Genomic DNA, 22,193 nt, shown 5'->3' with positions numbered 1-22,193 from the left:
CTTGCAGCCAGCAGGTCGGATTGCGGCCACGCGGAGAGGGCAACCTCGAGTTCGCGTGGCCGTTTTCATGTCCCGCCGTCGATCCGCTTTGAACAAATAGACATGCCTCCTCCAGCGGCAAATGCCGTTATCCGTGTGGAATAAGCTCTTGAATCTTTACGGTTTCGAGAGGTTTCGCGATGCCCAATGGGATTCGCTGGTAGCTTTAGACAGGGTCAGGCAGAGATTGATCTTGCGGAGACTTTCACTTGATTTTCAGGACTTTCTTCTTAGATTACAAGTGGACTAAAAAGCCGGATTCGTTGTAAGGAGGCCATGGTATGTCGAAAGCGATGGTGATTCGCGGCATCTGTGTTTCCTGCAAGTACGGGCCGCAATGTTCGAATCATCACGGCGCCGCCGTGATGGACTGCGCGCAGTTCGAAGGCTACGCCTATGCGCCCTCCCGAACCGTGCACGAATCTTTGCAATGGCATGAGGTCACGGACATGGGATTGTGTCCGCAGTGCGACGCCGAAAGCGTTTGCACCCGGGTGCGTCCCGAAAGCGGCGTCTGGCGCTGCGCGGATTTTCGGTAGATCGTAAAAGCCGGGTCGTGCTCCTCTTTGAGTGCAGACCCGGCTTTCTATCTCCCATCCCGTAGCCTCTTCTTTTTCTATCAGCCTTTCAGCATTTTCCCCTTCCCACACATACAGAAGGTGCCCTATGAGCAGCAGTGCTTTCAATCCGTTTGAAATGGCTCAAACGCAATTCGATAGGGTGGCGGATCTTCTCTCGCTGGACAGCGCCACGCGGGAAATGCTCCGTCAGCCGCTGCGCGAATACCATTTTACCATTCCCGTGCGGATGGATGACGGCACCATGCGCATCTTTCGCGGTTTCCGTGTCCAGCACAATGATGCGCGCGGCCCGGGAAAAGGCGGCATCCGCTTTCACCCGCAGGAGACCATTGACACCGTGCGCGCCTTGGCGATGTGGATGACGTGGAAATGCTCGGTTGTGGACATTCCCCTCGGCGGCAGCAAAGGCGGCGTCATCTGCGATCCGCACAACCTGACCCCGCACGAACAGGAACGCATCTGTCGCGGCTGGGTGCGGCAGCTTGCCAAGGTGGTGGGACCATTGGCCGACGTGCCCGCGCCGGACATCATGACCAACGCGCAGCACATGCTCTGGATGCTCGATGAGTATGAGCACATTCACGGCGGGCATTTCCCGGGCTTCATCACCGGCAAACCCGTGGGCATGGGCGGCTCGCTGGGCCGCACCGAGGCCACCGGCTTCGGCGTCGTCTTCACTATTCGCGAGGCGCTGAAAGAATTGGGCATGCGGCCCGAGGAAACCCAAACCAGTGTGCAGGGCTTCGGCAATGTTTCGCAGTACGCGATCCGCCTGTTGCAGCAGATTGGTGGCAAGGTCATCTGTGTGTCCTGCTGGGATCAGAAGGATCAGACCTCCTACTCCTTCCGCAAGGCCGGCGGCATTGACCTTGATCAACTGCTCGACATCACCGACCGTTTCGGCGGTATCGAAAAAGAGCAGGCACGCGCACTGGGCTATGAAGTCCTCGGCGGCGATGCCTGGCTGGAGCAGGACGTGGACATTCTGATTCCCGGCGCCATCGAAAACCAGATCACCACCGAAAACGTCGGCAAGATCGGCAAGCGCGTGCGTCTGATTGCCGAAGGCGCCAACGGACCTACCACTCCCGAGGCCGATGAGATCATCAAGCAGCGTGGCATCTTCCTCATCCCCGATTTTCTGGCCAACGCCGGCGGTGTGACCTGCTCCTACTTCGAGCAGGTGCAGTCCAACATGAACTATTACTGGGAAAAGGATGAAGTGCTGGGCAAGCTCGACGTCGCCATGACCAGCGCCTTCATCGCCGTCAGTGAACTGGCCCGCGAACGCAAACTCTACATGCGCGACGCCGCGTATGTGATTGCCGTCAGCCGCGTCGCGCAAGCCTGCAAAGATAGAGGATGGGTGTAAGGCAAGGATGAAGGCGGAAGGATGAAGGATGAGAGGTGATCTCATTCTTCACTTCATCCTTCATCCTTCATCCTTCTTCCTTCATCCTTGTTCCGTCTTCCTTCTTCCTTCATCCTTGTTCCGTCTTCCTTCTTCCTTCGGTGATTCGAATGCCTGAGCAACGCAAATTTTCCACCCCACATCACGCCGCGCGGTTTCAGCGCGAGTTCTTCGATTCGAGTGAGGACTTCACTTACATCGGATCGGGAGAATTCGGCGGCAAAGCCAGCGGGCTGGCGTTCGCGCGCGCTCTGCTCTCCAGCGGGTTCAGTGCCGATGACTTCGGCGACTTGCTGATCAACATCCCGCGCCTTACGGTGGTCACGACAGACGTGTTCGACGCCTTCATGTCCCGCAACCGGCTCTATGAGGTTGCTCTCTCGGACGCTCCTGATGACCGCATCGCCCATGCCTTTCAGAAGGCCGATTTCCCCTCGGAATTCGTCGGCGACCTGATGGCCCTCATCCGCAAAGTGCATCAGCCGCTGGCCGTGCGTTCCTCCAGTCTGCTCGAAGACGCGCTCTATCATCCCTTCGCCGGGGTGTACGCCACCAAAATGATTCCCAATAACCCGTTTGATCCCGATGCCCGGTTCCGCCGATTGGTGGAAGCGGTGAAATTCGTGTGGGCGTCCACCTTCTTTCAGGAAGCTAAGGCCTACATCCGCAGCACCGAGCAGTCCATCCAGAGCGAAAAGATGGCGGTGATCATTCAGGAAGTCGTCGGCCAGCGCTACGGGGAGCGATTCTATCCCAACCTTTCCGGTGTCGCGCGCTCCTACAACTTTTATCCGCAGGGACACGCCAAACCGGAACAGGGCGTGGTGGATCTGGCTTTGGGCCTCGGCAAAACCATCGTCGACGGCGGCGTGGTCTGGACCTATTCTCCCGCCTTTCCCCGCACCCGGCCGCCGTTCGCCTCCGCGCGGGATATGGTCAAGCTCACGCAGTCGGAATTCTGGGCCGTGAATATGGGCAAGCCGCCGGCCTTCGACCCGATCAAAGAAACCGAATACATGCTGCAACCCGGACTGCGGGAAGCCGAGGAAGACGACGCGCTGCGCTTTGTGGCCTCCACCTATGACGCCGCCTCCGACCGTCTCTCCCCCGGCACGGGCGTGGATGGCCCGCGTGTGCTCGATTTTGCGCCGATTCTCGACTTGAACGAAGTGCCACTGAACAATCTGCTGAAGCGCCTGCTGAAGCGCTGCGAAGAGGCCATCGGCGCGCCCGTCGAGATCGAGTTCGCCATGACGCTCGATTCCCGCCGCCGGGTGCCGCCGCGTTTCGGTTTTCTACAGGTGCGGCCCATGATGGTCTCCCATGAGCAGGTGGATCTGGAGGAAGAGAACCTGGAAGGCCCCAATGTTCTCGCCGCCTCCTCCACGGTGCTTGGCAACGGCACGGTCAACACCCTGTGCGACGTCATCTACGTGCGGCCCGAGGTCTTTGAAGCCCGTCACACCCGTCAGGTTGCCGCACAGATCGCCACTATGAATCGCGCCCTTGTTGACGCTAAACGTCCCTATCTCTTAGTCGGCTTCGGTCGCTGGGGAAGCAGCGATCCGTGGCTGGGGATCCCTGTGAACTGGAGCGATATTTCCGCAGCCAAAGCGATTGTGGAAGCCACTCTGCCGGAGATGAATGTGGACCTGAGTCAGGGCTCCCACTTCTTCCACAATCTTTCGAGCTTTCAGGTGAGCTATTTTGCCGTGCGGCATGACGGCATGTATCACGTGGATTGGGATTGGCTGGATCAGCAGCATACGGTGGCCCAAACACCGTTCGTCAGGCACGTGCATCTGGAGAAACCCTTGCGCATCGTTGTAGACGGTCGAAGCGGACGGGGAGTGATCTATCATGAGTGACCAGACGAGGCCGATTGACAAACTGCTCTGGGCGCTGCAGGAGCGGGCCAAGGAGCTGAACTGCCTGTACAAAATCGAGGAACTGCTCACCGATCCCGAGGCCGACGTGCACGCGGTCTTCGAAGGGATCATCCGCGCGATTCCACCCGGCTGGCAGTACCCGGATGTCTGTCAGACGCGGATCATCTGCAACGATTCCGTCTACGCGCCGGTCAATTTCCAGCCAACGCCGTGGAGACAATGCTCCGATATTTCTCTGCAGGACACTATTGTCGGCAGCGTGGAGGTCTACTACACGCGGGAGATGCCCACGGCGGACATCGGGCCGTTCCTGAAAGAGGAGGCCAAGCTCATTGCCACCATCGCCGACCGCATCGGGCACTTCATCCAGTACCTGACGCTGCGGCAAGTCAAGAAGGACTGGGAATCCGCCAAGGAGAACCTCTCGCACAGCCGCAAGGAAGAGTGGCGCGTGGTGGCGGATCTGCTGCGGCGCACCGATCAGAACCTCTACCGCCGCATCTCCCGCAAGATGTTCGTGCGGCTCTGTTCCAGCGGCATCCGCGAGGCGCAGGCTTTGCAGGAGCGATTGGTGGAAGAACGGGGCAACGACGGCAAGGCGCCCGATGAGAACCGTCCCATGCGCAAAACCCTGGACATGTCGGCGCGGCTGAATGAGGAAGTCTTCGACATTGCCTCTGTATACTACAGCGATCCGGAGATTCTCTCCTGGATTCAGAAATGGATTCAGGAAGACAAGTCCAACTTCCTCATTACCGCCCTCGAAAGCTTCGGCACGTCCCTCACGGAAATTTCCGACGCCATCCGCCGCTTCACCGCCCTCTCCTCGGAAGGCATCGAACTCTCCGACACCACCGAGAAGGAGGTGCGCGTCTCCCTCATCCGCCGCTTTTTCACCGATCAGCTCGAATACATCAATGTCGCCAAGCAGTTTGTGGACGTCGGGGATTTCTATGAGCTGCTGCAGCGGCTGGTCTTCCCCGCCGGCAGCCACGGCAAGCTCGGCGGCAAGAGCGCCGGACTGTTTCTGGCCTCGCGCATTATCCGCAAGATCAGCCAGGACGCCGAAATTCTCCGCGAGATCCGCACCCCCAAGACGTGGTACATCACCTCCGACACGCTCCTGAGCTTTGTCACCTACAATAATCTCGAGGAACTGGTCGAGCACAAGTACAAAGAGATCGATGAGATCCGCCGCGAGTACAGCCAGATCGTGCAGGTCTTCAAGCATTCCACCTTCACGCCGGAGATCGTTCAAGGGCTTTCCATGGCGCTGGATGATTTCGGCAACCGTCCGCTGATTGTCCGCAGCTCCTCCCTGCTCGAAGACCGCTTCGGCAGCGCATTCTCCGGCAAGTATAAGAGCCTCTTTCTCGCCAATCAGGGCACCAAGCGCGAGCGGCTCGATGCCCTGATGGACGCCATCGCCGAGGTTTACTCATCTACCTTCGGTCCCGATCCCATTCAGTACCGCGCTGAGCGCGGCCTGCTCGACTACCGCGAAGAAATGGGTATCATGATTCAAGAGGTGGTCGGCACTCAGATCGGCAAGTATTTTCTGCCGGCCTTTGCGGGCGTCGCCTTCAGCAATAATGAGTTCCGCTGGTCGCCGCGCATCCGCCGCAAGGATGGCCTGATTCGCATGGTGCCGGGTCTCGGCACGCGTGCGGTCGACCGCCTCAGCGATGATTACCCGGTGCTCATTGCCCCCGGACAGCCCGGCCTGCAAGTCAATGTCTCTCCCGAAGAGGTGGTGCGCTATTCGCCCAACAAGATGGACGTCATCAATCTCGAGACCAACTCCTTCGAGACCGTGGACGTCCGCCGCTTCGTCCGCGAATACGGTCACGAAATTCCCTGGCTGAATCAGCTCGTATCCATTTACAAGGAGCACACGCTGCAGGTTCCGACAGGATTGTATTTCAATCCCCGGCGCGATGAGTGTGTAGTGACCTTTGACGGCTTGATCTCCCGCACGCCGTTCATCAAGCAGATGCAAACCATCCTCCGGGCGCTTGAAGCCAAACTCGGCACTCCGGTGGACATCGAATTCGCCCACGACGGCAAGGATTTTTATCTGCTGCAGTGCCGCCCGCAAAGCTACAGCGAGGATGCCGTTCCGGCGGTGATCCCCACCGACATTCCACCCCAGAGCATGATCTTCTCGGCGAATCGCTATGTTTCCAACGGCAAGACTCCCGACATCACTCACCTTGTCTACGTCGACCCACAGCGTTACAGCGAGATCCGCGACCTGGCTACACTGACCGCCGTCGGGCGCGCCGTCGGATTTCTGAACAAGACTCTTCCCAAACGCCAGTTCGTGCTGATGGGCCCGGGCCGTTGGGGCAGCCGCGGCGATGTCAAGCTCGGCGTCAGTGTCACCTATTCGGATATTTCCAACACCGCAATGCTGATCGAAATCGCGCGCCAACAGGGAAATTACATTCCCGACCTCTCCTTCGGCACTCATTTCTTTCAGGATCTGGTGGAATCTTCCATCCGCTATCTGCCGCTCTACCCGGATGATCCGGACGTGGTGTTCAACGAGGAGTTCTTGAGCGGCTCGCCGAACATGCTGGCCGATCTGGCTCCCGAATACGCGGACCTGGCACCGATCATCCGCGTGATCGATGTGCCGAAAGTCGCCAATGGACGCATCCTGCGCATTCTGATGAACGCCGATCTGGAGCAGGCCGTGGGCATTCTGGCGCGCCCCGCCGCCACGGTCGAATCGCGCAGCGGCTACATGCCGCCAGCTTCGGAACAGCCCGCCGAAGAGCACTGGCGCTGGAGATTGCAGATGGCCGAGAAGATTGCCGAGCACCTCGACGCGGACCGCTTCGGCGTCAAGGCCCTGTATGTCTTCGGCAGCGCAAAAAATGCCACCGCCGGACCCGGCAGTGACATTGATCTGTTGGTACATTTTGCGGGTGATGATTGCCAGCGGCAGATGCTGGAAGAATGGCTGGAAGGCTGGAGCCTCTGCCTCGATGAGATGAACTACCTGCGCACCGGATACCGCAGCGGCAAACTGCTCGACGCCCACATCGTCACCGACCAGGACATTGCCGCCCGCGGCCCCTTTGCCGCCAAAATCGGCGCCGTCACCGATGCCGCCCGGCCTCTGCCCCTGAAGAGAAGGATGAAGGCGGAAGGATGAGGGATGAAGGAAGACCGGAACCGGATCCGTATCGGTCCCGCTTGCATCACGACCATTTGGGGTGTGGCCCCGTGAACTTTGCACACACAGGAAATGTAAAAATGCGTAATCGATGGACGTTCACCGGACTGCTGCTGCTGGCGATGAGTATACTTTATGGTTGCGCCGATCATCGCGGACGTATGGACGCGACTCCCTCCACGGTAGAGATCTCAGGACCTGACCTCGCCTATCCCGACGATTCCGTGAGTTTCACCTTCACTGTCACCAATGGAACAAATCCCGTGCGTCTGTTCGAAATCTGTTTCGAGGACGCCGGGCATGTGGACACCTCGCTCCCGGAACTGCGCCCCCGCACCTTTTCGCTGCCCCACTGCTTCTATGAGACCGGATCCTATTTCGTAACGGCGCGGATCGGCGATGGCATGTCCGAACCACAGATTGCAACCCATGAAATCACCATCGGAGCCCGCCTTGACCCGCCGCCGGACTTACGGATACAGGTGCAATCCGCTTCGGTCCGCGCCCTGCTGCCATGCACGCTGATGGTGGACACGTACCCCGGTCCATACGGCATGGTGGACTCCACCTTCACCTTCGCCGGCGAAGGGAATGGCTATATCTTTTATGCGGGGTTTGACACCACGCTCTATTATATGAGTCGTTGGCTCTATCGCGTCAGCTATACCTTCCGTCACTCCGGCGAGAACCTCGTCTGGGCCAGCGTCTGCGACAGCCGCGGTGTACCGGGACGCGACACTCTGCGGCTTGTGGTGGGCGAATAGAACGTCGCCCGGCAAGCCGGGCGCTAAAGCAGTTCCCGTGTCGCCCCTTCCGGATTCTCCAGATCAAACCGGATGAGCGGCAACTCCGGCCCGTCATGTGCACCGCCGAAGCAGAGCGTGGTGCCGATCCGCTCGCGCCACGATCCCGTCAGCCGCGCCGATTCGTGAATATGCCCGTGCAGAGTCAGCAGCGGCTGGCGCTCTTCGATGAAGCGGCGAATCGCGATGCTGCCCACGTGGACGTCCATGGACACATAGTCCACCTTTCTGCCGTCCAGTGCGGCTCTGTCCAGCGGCGTGTCGTGCGGCGGTGAATGAAACAGAAATACCGCGCGGGAAAGATCGCTCTCGCCGGCCAGCGCCGCCAGATCACTCCAGATGGTGCCGTATCTCTTCTCCGTGTCCGAAACGGCCACTGTGCGGATTCCTTCTTCGGGTGAAACCGATCCGGGCTCCACATACCGCGACACATCATACCGCTCCCAGTCCTTCAGCAGAAACGGCGTCGGCGGCACAAAGGCATAGCCGTAAACCGGGAAGCCTTCAAGTTCATAGCAGCGGTTATGGACGTAATTCCACAACCCGGCCTCTTCCCCGGCCAGCATCATCTCTTCTTCAAAGCCCGGATCATCATTGCCGAGAATCACAAACACCGCCGGATACGCTTCACCGAGTCGCCCCCGCAGTTCGGCAAACAGCGGCACCAGATAGTCGACAATAAAGTCCTGATCTACAATGCCTCTCGAAGCGGGCGATGCCAGATGATGCGGCAGCAAATCGCCTCCCAGAAAGACCGCCTTGGGCGTCTCGTGCTCGATAGCCGCGATGAGTTTTTCATAGCGATGCGGGTGGCCATGCAGATCCGACGTGAAGAATGAGTTGATCACACTTATGCTATGCCCATCAAATGTGCGTTGTACTTGTTAATAAACGCATTGTCCCGCAATATTGCAAGTGCCGTGCCGAAGATTCGTCTTTGCTTTTCGTGAACTGAGTTTATCATGACTCCCTATGGACGATATAGTTTTATCACTTGACAAGTTACCTTATATTTCGCATATTGTACTGTCAAGCTAAACTGCCGCATCAGGGCCGATTACGCTCGCCGTAGCGGCAGACTTAGTTTCTGTTTTTACACCAAATGCGCATTTTTTCACAATGCGTATCACCTGCGGCAACCGGCAGAATCTTAGAGGATTATGCCTCCGCGCCGCCCAATCAGAAGGAGTGTTCAGTAGCAGCCTAACCCACGGACCCTACCATTTGTGCACCGGGCGACGGAAAAGACCCCGTCGGCGCAAAATTGCTGACCGCAAAGGGCGACGGAAAAGACCCCGACTGCGGAAGCCCCTCCCTCCTCACGGACAGTAGAATCTCTCGATAGATTTCTATCTGCCGTAACGGGCGACGGAATATGACCCCGGAAACGGCTACTCTACGGACTGCTGGCGGGCGACGGAAGTGACCCCAAAAGCGGGACGCCTTATTCAGACGGCAGTCTGATCTCTGTGTTTTTTTGCTTGTCGTTAAGATAAGTTAACACCAGAAGCAAGGAGTAGTTCATGCCTACCGTTTCCGAAGTCTCAACCAAGACCGGGACCCAGAAAAAGTCCGGTTTCGTGACTGAAATCATGGCCATGGTCAAGGCCAAGAATCCTGCCGAGCCCGAATTCCATCAGGCGGTGCAGGAAGTCGTCGAGTCTCTGGAACTCGTTATCGAGCGCCATCCCGAATATCGCAAGGCAAAGATCGTCGAGCGCATCGTGGAGCCGGAACGCGTCCTCATGTTCCGCGTCCCCTGGATGGATGATCAGGGTGATGTGCATGTCAACCGCGGCTTCCGTATCGAGATGAACAGCGCCATTGGCCCGTACAAGGGCGGTCTGCGCTTCCATCCCTCGGTGAACCTCGGCATTCTCAAGTTCCTCGCGTTCGAGCAAGTTTTCAAAAACAGCCTCACCACGCTCCCCATGGGCGGCGGCAAGGGCGGTTCCGATTTCGATCCCAAAGGGAAGAGTGACAATGAAGTGATGCGCTTCTGCCAGAGCTTCATGATGGAACTCTTCCGTCACATCGGCCCCGACACGGACGTTCCGGCGGGTGATATCGGTGTGGGTGGGCGCGAGATCGGCTTTTTGTTTGGCACCTACCGCAAACTCCGCAATGAGTTCACCGGCGTGCTTACGGGCAAGGGTCTCGGCTGGGGCGGTTCGCTGATTCGTCCCGAAGCTACCGGCTACGGCGCGGTCTACTTCGCGGCGGAAATGCTCTCCACCAAGGGCCAGACGCTGCGCGACAAGATCTGCCTCGTCTCGGGCAGCGGCAACGTCTCGCAGTACACCATCGAGAAGATCAACCAGCTCGGCGGAAAGGTCGTCACCTGCTCCGATTCCAACGGCAGCATCTATGATCCCGAAGGCATCACCAATGACAAGCTGGCCTTCATGATGGATCTGAAAAACGTGCGCCGTGGCCGCATTCAGGAGTATGCCACCAAGTTCAAGACGGCCACCTACACCCCGGTGGATTCCAAGCTGGACTACAATCCGCTGTGGGATCACAAGGCCGACTGCGCCTTCCCCAGCGCCACGCAAAACGAGATCAATGCCCATGACGCCGCCAATCTGCTCAAGAACGGTGTCTACGTGGTCTCAGAAGGCGCCAACATGCCTACGACCCCCGACGGCGTGGAACTCTTCATCGACAAGAAGATTCTCTACGGACCCGGCAAGGCCGCCAATGCCGGCGGTGTCGCCACCTCCGGTCTCGAGATGTCGCAGAACAGCATGCGCCTAAGCTGGCCGCGCGAGGAAGTGGACCAGCGCCTGCATCAAATCATGAAGAGCATTCACAAATCCTGCGTGGACGCATCCGAGAAATACGGCACGCCCGGCAACTATGTGAACGGCGCCAACATTGCCGGATTCATCAAGGTCGCCAATTCCATGATGGATCAGGGCCTCATCTAATTGTATGCTGACGGGTCAGTGCGAGCGGCGCGGAGGGGCAACCCTCCGCGCCGTGGTGTATGCACAGGGTTAGCGGAACAACACCTTTTCCCCCATGACCGATCTTGACCGTTTTCCACCGCTCGGTTCCCAGAACCGCACCACCGATTTTCAGAATCTCATGCGCCTCCGTGTGCAGGAGATTCTCGTCGTGTCCAGCCTCTATGATTCCTTCCTCCTTGCGCAGGACGGGCAGCTTCACGAGCAGCTCACCACCGAGTTCATGGAGCTGAACCTCAGCCGCGAGCCCAATCTCACCCGCGTTTCCCATGCCTCACAGGCGCTGCAACTGGCCGCCGAAAATCCGTGCTTCGATCTGGTGATCACCACCATGCATCTCGGGGATCTGCCCGTGCTGGACTTCGTGCGCGCCATGCGGGACCTGCGGCCGGGCATGCCGGTAGTGCTGCTGGCCTTCGACAACCGCGAGTTTCGCGAGCTGCTGCGCATCCGCACGGAACCGCTGCTTGAACGCGTCTTCATCTGGCAGGGAGATTTTCGAATTCTGCTCGCCATCGTCAAATACATCGAAGACCGCTGGAATGTCGAGCATGATGCGTCGATGATGGGCGTGCAAACGATTCTCCTCATCGAGGACAACATCCGCTTCTACTCCTCCTATCTGCCCATGGCCTACACGGAGCTGATGCGGCACTCGCAGAGCCTGATTTCCGAAAGTGTCAACCTTTACCACAAGCTGCTGCGCATGCGCGCACGGCCCAAGATTCTGCTTTGCGATCACTTCGAAGAGGCGTGGGACTACTATTCCCGCTATGAGCACTCCGTGCTCGGCGTCATCTCCGATGTGGAATTTCCCAAAGATGGCAAGCTCAACCCCGAAGCCGGAGCGGAATTCGTACAGCGGCTTAAAGCGCGGCGGCCCGATATTCCAGTCCTGCTCCAATCATCCAATCCGAACACGGCCGCGCTGGCCGGCAAGCTTGGCGTGCAGTTCGCGCTCAAATCCTCGCCTACCTTACTGCTCGATCTGCGGCACTTCATGGAAGTCGCCTTCGGCTTCGGGGATTTCGTCTTCCATCTGCCCGATGGGCGGGAGGTCGCCCGTGCCCGGGACATGCGGGAACTGGAGCAGAAACTCCGCACCGTGGACGCGCTTAGCATCCGCTACCATGCCGAACGCGATCACTTCTCCAACTGGCTGAAGGCGCGCACCGAATTCGAACTCGCCGACATGCTTAAGCCGCGCAAGGTTTCCGACTATCCGACCCTTGAAGACCTGCGCAACGATCTGGTTCAGTCGATAGGCAACTTCCGCATCGAACGCGCGCGGGGGCACGTATCGGATTTCAGCCGGGAAGTCTTCGATCCTGCGGACGGCTTTGCCCGCATCGGCAGCGGCTCTCTGGGCGGCAAGGCGCGCGGACTGGCCTTTGCCAATCATGTGCTGCATCACTACGATTTCGGCCAGAACTTCGACCACATCCGCATCATGGTACCGCCCTGTGTCGTACTGTGCAGCGACATCTTCGACCGCTTCCTCGATGACAATCATCTGCGGGAATTCGCACTCTCGGCGCTCGAAGAGGAAGATATCGAACGCCGCTTCCTCGAGGCCAACCTCCCCGCCGGCCTGCTGGCCGAACTGGCGGTGCTGCTCGATGTGGCGCAATACCCGCTCGCGATTCGCTCCTCGAGCCTGCTCGAAGATTCGCAATTCCATCCCTTCGCCGGCGTCTACCGTACCTTCATGCTGCCCAACAACGATCCTGATTCCAATGTACGTTTGGAGCAGCTCGCAGCCGCCATCAAGCGCGTGTATGCCTCTACCTTTTCCCCGGCAGCGCGGCGTTACATCCGCTCCACTCCCTACCGTCTCGAAGAAGAGAAGATGGCGGTCATCATTCAGAAGCTCATGGGCGCCTGTCATGGCTCCCGCTTCTACCCCGATGTCTCCGGCGTGGCGCGCTCCCACAACTTCTATCCCGCGCCACCTCTCACCTCTGAAGATGGCGTCGTGGTGGTGGCGCTCGGTCTGGGCAAAACCGTCGTCGAAGGCGGCTCCGCCATGCGTTTCTGCCCCAAATATCCGCGCCACCTGATGCAGTTCTCCACCACGCAGGATCTGCTCGAATACGCGCAAAAGTCCTTTTACGCTCTGAAGGTCTGCGACAGCACCGAAAGCCACGATCCCGCACAGGAGATCGATCTGGAGCAGTACACGCTGGATACCGCCGAGCGGGATGGCACGCTGCATGCCGTGGGCTCCACATATTGTGTGGAAGATGATTCCATGCACGATGGCCTTGGCCGGGAAGGCATGCGTCTGGTGAACTTTGCACCGATCCTCAAGCACAAACTCTTTCCGCTTCCGGAAATCGCCACACGGGTTCTGGAGATGGGCACGTGGGGAATGAATGGCCCGGTAGAGATCGAGTTCGCCGTCAATCTCTCTGTGCCACGCGACACTCCGCGGGAATTCGGCATCCTGCAGGTACGGCCCTTCGTCCTCAGCCGTGAACTGGAGGAACTGGAGATCGGCGACCACGAACCGCAGACTCTGCTCTGCCACAGTTCGCGCGTGCTGGGCGTCGGCAAAGTCGATGATCTGCGGGACATTGTGGTGGTGGACATCGACAGCTTTGACCGCAGCCGCAGCCATGACGTCGCGCGCGACGTAGGGCATTTCAATGCCGTGCTGCTGGAGAAGGACATTCCGTATCTGCTGATCGGCGTGGGCCGCTGGGGGAGTGCCGATCCGTGGCTGGGCATTCCCGCCTCGTGGGACCAACTCTCCGGAGCAAAAATCATCATCGAATCCGGCTTCAAAGATTTCAAAGTCGAGCCCTCGCAAGGCGCGCATTTCTTTCAGAACATCATCGCCTATCGCATCGGTTATTTCACCGTCAATCCCGATAGCGGCGACGGTTTGCTCGATTGGCAATGGCTGAAGGAGCAGCCCGCCGTCGAAGAAACCAGTTTCGTCCGGCATCTGCATTTCGGCTCTCCCCTCACGGTGCGCATGAACGGCCACCGCAACCAGGGCGTAATCCTCAAACCGCAGGGCTAAGCCCTGCACCTGTATCGGCTTCGCCGGCAGGGCTAAGCCCTGCACCCGTATCGGCTTTGCCGCGCTGGGATAATGAGAAAGGGCGACCCGTTGGGTGCCCTTTCTTCGTGTGTCGCATAGGTGAAAAGACAGACCGTCAGCTCACTGCACGGCCACCACCTGATAATACGTGGTCGCGGTCACTCCGCCCGTGGAATCTACAAAGAAGGTGTTCGTAATCGGCACGGCGGTCAGCAGTGCGCCCGTGGTATAATCCTGTGCAAAGCCATCCATTCGAAATACCTTGTACCCCGCCGCATTGACAGACGCGCTCCACGCCAAACGGTAGTTGTCGCCAACCGGATAAACCGTCAGGTCCGCCACGGCATCCGGCGGCACCGTCGTCACGGTGAGCGTTACGGGCACATTCAGCACGGGCGTCGTCGGATCGTTGGAAGCAATCGCCAGTGTGCCCCCACTGGCTCCATTGGGCACGCAGCAGGAATTCAGGTGAGCCACCACATTCACCGAACTGTGCGGTTGCACCGTTCCGGAGGATGGCGCCAGTGCCACCATTGAACTCGGGCAGAAGGAGACCGCCAGGCTGTTATGAATATACGCCGCGTCCTGCACCACTGTCGTCCCCTTGGTGCGGTCGCTGTTCTGCAAACCGATGGTCGCCGAGGTCAAGCGGTTCGTGCCCATGCTGTTGTACTGGAGGACAATCTTGCCCGAGGACAACAGAATCATCTCGAACGTGTACACGCCGCTGCCGCTGTAGCTCTGCACATTGGCAAACGAAACCACCAGGCTGTCTACATTGTTGGTCCAGCGGCGAATCACCGTTCCCGTGCGCTGCGGACTCAAATCATCCCACCATGCCGCAATCAGATTCTCGGGAGATGCACTGGACGGCAGAAATGTATTCCCATACGCCGTAGAGGCCGAACTGAAGGAGATCCAGCCATTGGAGCACAGGCGGAACGTGCTGAAGTTCTGTCCATAGAACGGAAAAGTGAAGCCCACCGGAAACGGTCCCAGCGTCTGGTCATCACCGGCAAAGGTCACCGCCGTGCCGCTGGCCGAAATGTCCACCCAGGAATAGGTCGGACCGCCGGCATGGTCGCTGTCCACAAATCTCCATCCGCCGCCGGTCGAACTGCCGTAGCCCGTGTGATTCTCATATGCTTCCGCCGCCGACCATGTGAGCGCGACTTCTCCGGTATTGCTGATGGCAAAGGGCAGGTCCTGCTGTGAGCAAGGATTGATGGTGCTGTTGATGGCCGCCGGCACGACCGCAATGTCAGGTCGCGGTGCGGACAGAAGCTGCACATTCAGCATCGTCGGTGTGCTGCCGGTCACCGTGACGTTGTTGAACGTCTTGGTCACATAGCCCGGCGCGGAGAACGTCAAGGTGTAGGTTCCAGGCCGCAACATGCGGAAATACTCGCCATGCGCGCCCGCGCTGTAGGTCAAATAGGTGGAGCCGTTCAAGCTGATATTGGCCCGCAGCGGCTGCCCGGTCACGCTGTCGGTCACCACCCCTCGCGCACCGTACTGCGCCTCCAACAGATAATTTCTCATGGAGAGACGGTTGTCCTGCCAGAACCCTTCGAGTGTCGAAACCGCCGGATGCTTGATGGTACTGAGTTCGATCGTCACTTCCCGGTCGCCCATCCACACATAGTTCCAGTCCTGCATTCCGCCGTTGATATTGTACCATGCGCAGCCGTTGGTGATCCCCTGCGCAAACTCCGTGCTGTTATACATGGGAGTATTGTACTGGGAATAGCGCAGCGAAATGTAGCGTAAGAGCGCGTCTTCGGTCGTGGGAGTGTTCACGCTCTGCCCGCTGTAGCTCCCATCGAACGGATAGTTCGTCACCACGGCGCCACCGTGAAAATTGGCGGACAAAATAAAATTGTGCTGTGCCGTCCAGTTCATTACCGCGGCGATTTCCGGCTCGCGGCCTACCGTGCTATTGGTGGAGTCATCGATCCGGTCGGGAAAGGCGCGATTCATGTCCACGCCGTGCCCATTCCCGCGCGTCTGCGGGCTGGCTGCGTTGCCGTCGGGATTCATCAGCGGCAGCAGGTAGATGTCATAATTGTTCATCAGCACGCCCAGCGCCGAGTCCGTCTGATAAGTGGTCAGCAGTTCCTCGGCAAAGCGCAGGCAGTTTTCCGTGCCCACACTCTCGTCGCCATGTATCGCGGCAATGTACTTGACCTCAATTTTACCGCTGTCATTGTCGATGCCATTGGAAAGCTTGCATACCCACAAGCTGCGTCCGCCCGCGCTGGTGCCGATGGACTCATAAGAAAACAGCGTCGGATACTGCGTCTGCCAGGCGTCGAACTGTGCCTGAATCTGATCATTATTGTGATAATCGTCCAGCGTGTTGCGCCCGCCCCGGGGCTGCTCCACCTTGATGATTACAAAGCCACGCGCCTTCAGGATCTTCGCCGCGTCGGGCCGGATGTAGACCCAGGCCGTGTCCCCCGCCACATTATCGATAATGCCGCCGACTTCATCAATCTGCGGCAAATCTACTTTCGACTTGATAACGATCTTCGAATATTCTGCTCCCACCAGACTACTATTGTGGCGGGGCACAGCCGAGGCAGAGCCCAAGGTGAGCATCAGCCCCAGCAGAATCATACAGAAAATGACGTTATTCAGGCGCATAGGTGTCCTCAAAGATGGGCCGGCAGGTAATCCATCAATATACTATCGACAGGCACCCCTTTGCCACAACTTTCGGCATCCATCAAGGGTCACTTCCCGTGGCAACATGACCCGCTAAAAGCCGCTGGGCACTGATTTTTGACAACCTGCGGATTCCCGGCAGACAAACCGGACAACGCTCCTGCACCATGCCTCCGCCGCCGGGCCGTTGAAAAGCAAAGGCTGTGGTCAGAATCATTAGCACGATTTTTGTAGAGCATTTTTGCACCGGAAAAGACCGAAAGGCACGTGAAAAAGTACGCTTGACAATGTCACGCCTTTTGCGTATATTTTCACAAGTCAGCTTTCCTCCCTCTGCTCTGCCGATTTTCGGTGCAGAGCCTCAGAATTGAAACGTATTGGATACAATGGCCAAAGCTGCATCTAAACCAACCCGTGCCGCACTTGACCGCGGCAATTTCTCTCATCTGATTGAAGCTCTGAGAAAGAAAGGCTTTCGCGTCATCGGACCGCAAGTGCGCGATGGGGCGATTGTCTATGATGAGCTGGATGACGCGACGCAACTGCCTGCCGGATGGACCGATGAACAGTCCAACGGCCAGTATGCGCTCAAGAAGCGTCCCGATGATGCCCTGTTCGGCTACACCGTCCCGCAGCACTCGTGGAAGCAGTTTCTGCGTCCACCCCACGTCACCGTGTGGCAGGGTAAGCGGGAAGGCCTTCAGCCGATCGCACCGAATCATGATCTGCCGAGCTATGCCCTGCTGGGTGTGCGCGCCTGCGAACTGAGGGCTATTGCCATTCAGGATAAGGTGCTGCTCGAAGGGCCGTATGTGGATCCCGGCTATGCCGCGATGCGCAAGCGGACCTTTATTGTCGCACTGAACTGCGGCAAGGCCGGCGGCACGTGTTTCTGCGCCTCCATGAAGACCGGACCGGAGGTGACCGGCGACTTTGACCTGAGCCTGACCGAGATCGTGGAAAAAGGCAAACACCGCTTTGTGATCGAGACCGGTTCCAAGCGCGGTGAAGAGGTGCTGAAAGAGATCCCCCACCGTGAAGCCACGGCGGAAGATCTTGCCGCCGCCGAACGCGTCGTTGCCGAAGCCGAAAAGCAGATGGGCCGCAAGCTCAATACCGACGGCCTGCGCGAAGTGATCTATGAAAATTCCGAGCATCCGCGCTGGGATAACGTCGGTTCCCGCTGCCTGACCTGTGGCAACTGCACCATGGTCTGCCCGACCTGCTTCTGCACGACCATGGAAGACCACACCGATCTGCACGGCAAGACGGCCTCGCGGGTCAAGCGTTGGGATTCCTGTTTCACGCTGGACTTCTCCTACATCCACGGCGGAAGCATCCGTACCAGCGCCAAGTCGCGGTATCGCCAGTGGCTGTCCCACAAGCTCGCGGCCTGGCAGGATCAGTTCGGCGAGATGGGCTGCACCGGCTGTGGCCGTTGCATCACCTGGTGTCCGGTCGGCATCGACATCACCGAAGAAGCCGCCGCTCTCCGCGTCAAACCCGCAGTCAAGGAGCCTCAACATGGAAACGCTTGAACCGATCCTGGCCGAACATCCGGTCTTTAAGGGATTGGATCCGCAGTATATCAAATTGATGGTCGGCTGCGCGTCCAACGTCCGTTTCAACCAGGGCGAATTCATCACGCGGGACGGCGATCAGGCGGACGAGTTTTATCTGATCCGTGCCGGCTCGGTGGCGCTGGACGTGTACTCCCCCACCAAGGGCGAGATCACCTATCTGACGCTGCGTGAAGGCGAAGTGGTCGGCTGGTCCTGGCTGGTTTCCCCCTACCGGGTGCACGGCGACGTGCGGGCGATTCAGATCACGCGGGCGATCCGCATTGACGCCAAGTGCCTGCGCGAAAAGTGCACCAAAGATCCCCAACTCGAACTCGAACTTTACAAGCGGTTTGTGCCGATCATCGTGGACCGGGTGGAAGCGATGACCATGCAACTGCTCGATGTCTATTCCGACTGACCTCAAGGCGAGTAGCAACTATGGCGACTAATCAGGATTCCATGACCATGCGTCCGTTCCGCATCCGGCGAACGGCGCAGGACACTTACGATACGTTTACCATGGAACTGGAGCCGGCGGGCAGCGGAGAATTTACGTTTGCTCCCGGACAGTTCAACATGCTGTATGTTTTCGGTGTGGGCGAAGTGCCCATCAGCATCAGCGGCGATCCGACGGATCCACTGCCGCTGATCCACACCACGCGAGCGGTCGGCACGGTCACCAAGGCCCTGCAGAAGCTCAAGAAGGGCGATGTGCTGGGTATGCGCGGCCCGTTCGGCTCCGCATGGCCGGTAGAACAGGCCAAGGGCAAGGATGTGGTCATCGTCGCCGGCGGTATCGGGCTTCCCCCGCTACGCCCGGCCATTTATCAGATCCTCGCCAATCGGGAAGAGTACGGCAAGTTCGTACTGCTCTACGGCGCGCGCACTCCCGACGATCTGCTCTTCCCCAAGGAGCTGGAGCAGTGGCGCGGACGGTTCGATATGGACGTCACGATCACCGTGGACCGGGCGACGGACGGCTGGCTGGGCAATGTGGGAGTGGTCACGCGCCTGATTCCCAAGGCCGTATTCGATCCGAAGAATGCCGTGGCGATGCTGGTCGGCCCCGAGATCATGATGCGCTTTACGATCGCGGACCTGCAGAAGGCCGGCATGGCCGACAAGGACATTTACGTCTCGATGGAACGCAACATGAAGTGCGGCGTCGGCCTCTGCGGCCACTGCCAGTGCGGGCCGAGCTTCGTCTGCAAGGACGGACCGGTGTACTCTTACGAGACCATCCGGGACTGGATGAGAAAGCGGGAAATTTGACATGGCAAAACAATCCAAGCCAAGAATAGCGGTCTGGAAGTTCGCGTCCTGTGACGGCTGCCAACTCAGCCTGCTGGACTGTGAAGATGAACTTCTGGCCGTAGCGGGCACGGTGGAAATCGCCAACTTCGCTGAAGCGTCGCGCGCGATGCAGCCCGGGCCGTACACGGTGTCTCTGGTGGAAGGCTCGATCACCACGCCGCACGACGCCGAGCGCATTCACAAGATCCGCCGCGATTCGCAGGTGCTGATCACCATCGGGGCGTGTGCCACGGCGGGCGGTGTTCAGGCGCTGCGGAATTTCAAGGACGTCAAGGACTTTTTCAATACCGTGTACGCGTCGCCCCACTACATCGAGACGCTGGCCAAGTCCACGCCGATTTCCGATCACGTGCGCGTGGATTATGAACTGCGCGGCTGCCCGATCAACAAGATGCAGTTGCTTGAAGTGCTGAACGCGTTTTTGAACGGCCGCAAGCCGAACATCTTCCCGCACAGTGTCTGTATGGAGTGCAAGATGCGCGGCACGCCGTGTGTGATGGTCGCGCAGGGTATGCCCTGTCTCGGCCCGGTCACCCACGCGGGCTGCAACGCGCTTTGTCCGTCCTTTGCCCGCGGCTGCTTCGGCTGCTTCGGTCCGAAGGAGACTCCCAACACCGCCTCTATGAGCAGCCAGTTCCAGAAGATGGGACTGAAAGATGATGACATCGTGCGCGCGTTCCGCAGTTTCAACGCCTGCGCGGACCCGTTCCGCAAGGAGAGCGAGGCCCATGAAAAGTAGAACCATCAAGGTCGATTATCTGGCCCGCGTGGAAGGCGAGGGCGGAATCCTGGTCAAGGTCAAAGACGATCAGGTCACGGAAGTCAAACTGAACATCTTCGAACCGCCGCGCTTTTTCGAAGCCTGGCTGCGGGGACGTCTGTATAAAGAAGTGCCGGATCTGACGGCGCGCATCTGCGGCATCTGCCCGGTGGCGTACCAGATGAGTTCCTGCCACGCGATTGAAAGTGCCTTCGGCCAGAAGCCGGACGGCATGATCCGCGAACTGCGCCGCCTGCTGTACTGCGGCGAGTGGATCGAAAGCCACTCCCTGCACATTCACCTGCTGCATGCGCCGGACTTTCTGGGATACCAGGACGCGCTGGCGATGGCCAAGGACTTCCCCAAGGAAGTGGAACGCGGCCTGCGGATCAAGAAGCTGGGCAACGACATCATGACCACGGTGGGCGGACGGGAGATCCATCCGATCAACGTGCGTGTCGGCGGGTTTTATAAGTCGCCGTCCAAGAAGGACATCCGCGCCTACATTGAGCCGCTGAAGAAGGCGCGCGATGAAGCGGTGGAAACGCTGCGGCTCATGGCCACTTTGAAGTTCCCCAACTTCGAGCAGGACTATGTGTTCGTGTCGTTGCGGCATCCGACAGAATACCCGCTGTGCGAAGGCAATGTGGTCTCGTCCAACGGGCTCAACATCCCCGTCTCCGATTACGAGAAGCATTTCCAGGAAGAGCATATCCCGCACGCCAACGCATTGCATTCGAAGATGCTGGGCACGGGCGCGTATCTGGTTGGTCCGCTGGCCCGCTATGCCTTGAACTACGACCGTCTGACGCCGCTGGCCCAATCCGAGGCGAAGAAGGCCGGGCTGGAAAAAGTCGTGAAGAATCCCTTCAAGGGCATCGTGGTTCGCGCGGTAGAGTTGCTGTGGGCGATTGAAGAGGCTCTGCGGATTTGCGAGAGCTATGAAGTGCCCGAGAAGCCGTTTATCGAAATGACGCCGAAGGCTTCGATGGGCAGCGGCATGAGCGAGGCTCCGCGCGGCATTCTGTATCACCGGTATCGTCTGGATGAGAACGGCTACGTGCTCGACGCGAAAATTACTCCTCCCACATCACAGAATCAGAAGCAGATGGAAGACGATCTGCGAGCCTATGTCGAGCAGAACCTGGATCAGCCGCATGACAAGCTGACATGGCAATGTGAGCAAGCCATCCGGAATTATGATCCTTGCATCTCCTGCGCCACTCACGCCATCCGCCTGGATATCTTGAGAGACTGAGCAGCCGGATCGTGTATCCGACGGACTTTAGCGCCCGCATGCAAATGCGGGCGCTTGCTTTGTTTGGAGTTCAAAAACCGGCTGTCTTAACAGGAAAATGTTTTTGTACCGAACGAACTGGGGAAGTTTAAGAAAATGCTGAAATACTGAAACGCTGAAAGGCTGAAAAAAGGCGAAAAACACCCTTATCTTTTTTGTGTTTGTGCCCACAGACCTCTATCCCCCGGCCCCCCGCCTTCGTCGAGGTCTAAGGACTTTCCCCATGAAATAGGGAAAGGGGAGCATAAGAGTTGTGCATCACCGTTGCCCTATGCTTCGCCGCGGTATGCGTCTTGGAATTTCGCATGCCCGGCTATGGCAGGAGGGTGCGCGGCATCCGGATGGGGAGTGCCGGACGGTCCAGCGAAGCCGAGATCTCGCCCAAGGCGGGCCGTCCCTCTTCTTAGATGGGGTCAAGCGGGGCAGGCCCGAGTCCCAAGAGGCCTGCCGCCGCGAAGGGTTGGGCTGCGGTGCGGGGTATTCAGGTGAAGGGTTTTGCAAGAGGCATTCCTCTCAGTGCTTGATCCTTCCATATCATTCGTGTCTGGTCTGGTTTTAACAGTTTTTATTTGATAAATTTAGAAAATCTGCCTTGTTCAAAATGTTGCAGACTCTATATTGACTTTTCCCGGAACATACGGTATACTTACTATACCGTATGTACTGGA

The 22,193-nt window shown here is 58.5% G+C and carries 14 protein-coding genes; 12 read left to right on the top strand and 2 right to left on the bottom strand.

Annotation, left to right across the window (positions count from 1 at the left end):
- Positions 1 to 320: 320 nt before the first annotated feature.
- From VGL38_13080 to VGL38_13060, 5 genes are all read left to right on the top strand, one after another.
- The gene (locus VGL38_13080) at positions 321 to 578 is read left to right on the top strand and encodes a hypothetical protein (GenBank protein HEY3296354.1); all 258 of its coding nucleotides are present in this window, start codon (positions 321 to 323) and stop codon (positions 576 to 578) included.
- Between the two features lie 127 nt (positions 579 to 705).
- On the top strand, positions 706 to 1,992 hold the full coding sequence (locus VGL38_13075) for a Glu/Leu/Phe/Val dehydrogenase (GenBank protein ID HEY3296353.1): 1,287 nt from the start codon (positions 706 to 708) through the stop codon (positions 1,990 to 1,992).
- Positions 1,993 to 2,141: 149 nt separating this feature from the next.
- Positions 2,142 to 3,899 carry a PEP/pyruvate-binding domain-containing protein gene (locus VGL38_13070; protein HEY3296352.1) on the top strand — a complete coding sequence of 586 codons (1,758 nt, stop codon included), beginning with the start codon at positions 2,142 to 2,144 and terminating at the stop codon, positions 3,897 to 3,899.
- A complete protein-coding gene (locus VGL38_13065; protein ID HEY3296351.1) occupies positions 3,892 to 7,083 on the top strand; it encodes a PEP/pyruvate-binding domain-containing protein in 3,192 nt (1,063 codons plus the stop codon). The genes VGL38_13070 and VGL38_13065 overlap by 8 nt, the downstream gene beginning before the upstream one ends.
- A 101-nt stretch (positions 7,084 to 7,184) precedes the next feature.
- On the top strand, positions 7,185 to 7,868 hold the full coding sequence (locus VGL38_13060; protein HEY3296350.1) for a hypothetical protein: 684 nt from the start codon (positions 7,185 to 7,187) through the stop codon (positions 7,866 to 7,868).
- Between the two features lie 23 nt (positions 7,869 to 7,891).
- Here the strand turns inward: VGL38_13060 and VGL38_13055 are convergent, their stop codons facing one another.
- Positions 7,892 to 8,755 (bottom strand): metallophosphoesterase, encoded by an 864-nt coding sequence (locus tag VGL38_13055; protein ID HEY3296349.1) that lies wholly within the window; start codon positions 8,753 to 8,755, stop codon positions 7,892 to 7,894.
- 675 nt (positions 8,756 to 9,430) lie between these two features.
- Between VGL38_13055 and gdhA the strand changes: the two genes are divergently transcribed.
- Positions 9,431 to 10,837, top strand: a complete 1,407-nt coding sequence (gene gdhA, locus VGL38_13050) for an NADP-specific glutamate dehydrogenase (GenBank protein ID HEY3296348.1) — start codon at positions 9,431 to 9,433, stop codon at positions 10,835 to 10,837.
- A 94-nt stretch (positions 10,838 to 10,931) separates the two neighbouring features.
- Positions 10,932 to 13,904: a PEP/pyruvate-binding domain-containing protein gene (locus VGL38_13045; protein ID HEY3296347.1), complete on the top strand. Its 2,973-nt coding sequence runs from the start codon at positions 10,932 to 10,934 to the stop codon at positions 13,902 to 13,904.
- Between the two features lie 141 nt (positions 13,905 to 14,045).
- Here the strand turns inward: VGL38_13045 and VGL38_13040 are convergent, their stop codons facing one another.
- A complete protein-coding gene (locus VGL38_13040; GenBank protein HEY3296346.1) occupies positions 14,046 to 16,571 on the bottom strand; it encodes a M14 family zinc carboxypeptidase in 2,526 nt (841 codons plus the stop codon).
- A gap of 407 nt (positions 16,572 to 16,978) precedes the next feature.
- On the opposite strand from VGL38_13040, the gene VGL38_13035 reads away from it, so the two are divergent.
- Genes VGL38_13035 through VGL38_13015 form a run of 5 tightly spaced genes read left to right on the top strand, consistent with a single transcriptional unit; the run spans position 16,979 to position 21,486 of the window.
- Positions 16,979 to 18,130 (top strand): 4Fe-4S dicluster domain-containing protein, encoded by a 1,152-nt coding sequence (locus VGL38_13035; protein ID HEY3296345.1) that lies wholly within the window; start codon positions 16,979 to 16,981, stop codon positions 18,128 to 18,130.
- On the top strand, positions 18,117 to 18,572 hold the full coding sequence (locus tag VGL38_13030) for a cyclic nucleotide-binding domain-containing protein (protein HEY3296344.1): 456 nt from the start codon (positions 18,117 to 18,119) through the stop codon (positions 18,570 to 18,572). The genes VGL38_13035 and VGL38_13030 overlap by 14 nt, the downstream gene beginning before the upstream one ends.
- Before the next feature lie 20 nt (positions 18,573 to 18,592).
- Positions 18,593 to 19,426 (top strand): FAD/NAD(P)-binding protein, encoded by an 834-nt coding sequence (locus VGL38_13025; protein ID HEY3296343.1) that lies wholly within the window; start codon positions 18,593 to 18,595, stop codon positions 19,424 to 19,426.
- A gap of 1 nt (position 19,427) precedes the next feature.
- A complete protein-coding gene (locus VGL38_13020) occupies positions 19,428 to 20,207 on the top strand; it encodes an oxidoreductase (protein ID HEY3296342.1) in 780 nt (259 codons plus the stop codon).
- Positions 20,197 to 21,486 (top strand): Ni/Fe hydrogenase subunit alpha, encoded by a 1,290-nt coding sequence (locus VGL38_13015; GenBank protein ID HEY3296341.1) that lies wholly within the window; start codon positions 20,197 to 20,199, stop codon positions 21,484 to 21,486. The genes VGL38_13020 and VGL38_13015 overlap by 11 nt, the downstream gene beginning before the upstream one ends.
- The last annotated feature ends 707 nt before the right edge of the window (positions 21,487 to 22,193 follow it).

This window comes from bacterium (genome assembly GCA_036504735.1).
Classification (GTDB): domain Bacteria; phylum Electryoneota; class RPQS01; order RPQS01; family RPQS01; genus DASXUQ01.
The sequence above is the reverse complement of the archived record's forward strand: the minus strand, read 5'-3'. Positions and strand labels throughout refer to the sequence as shown.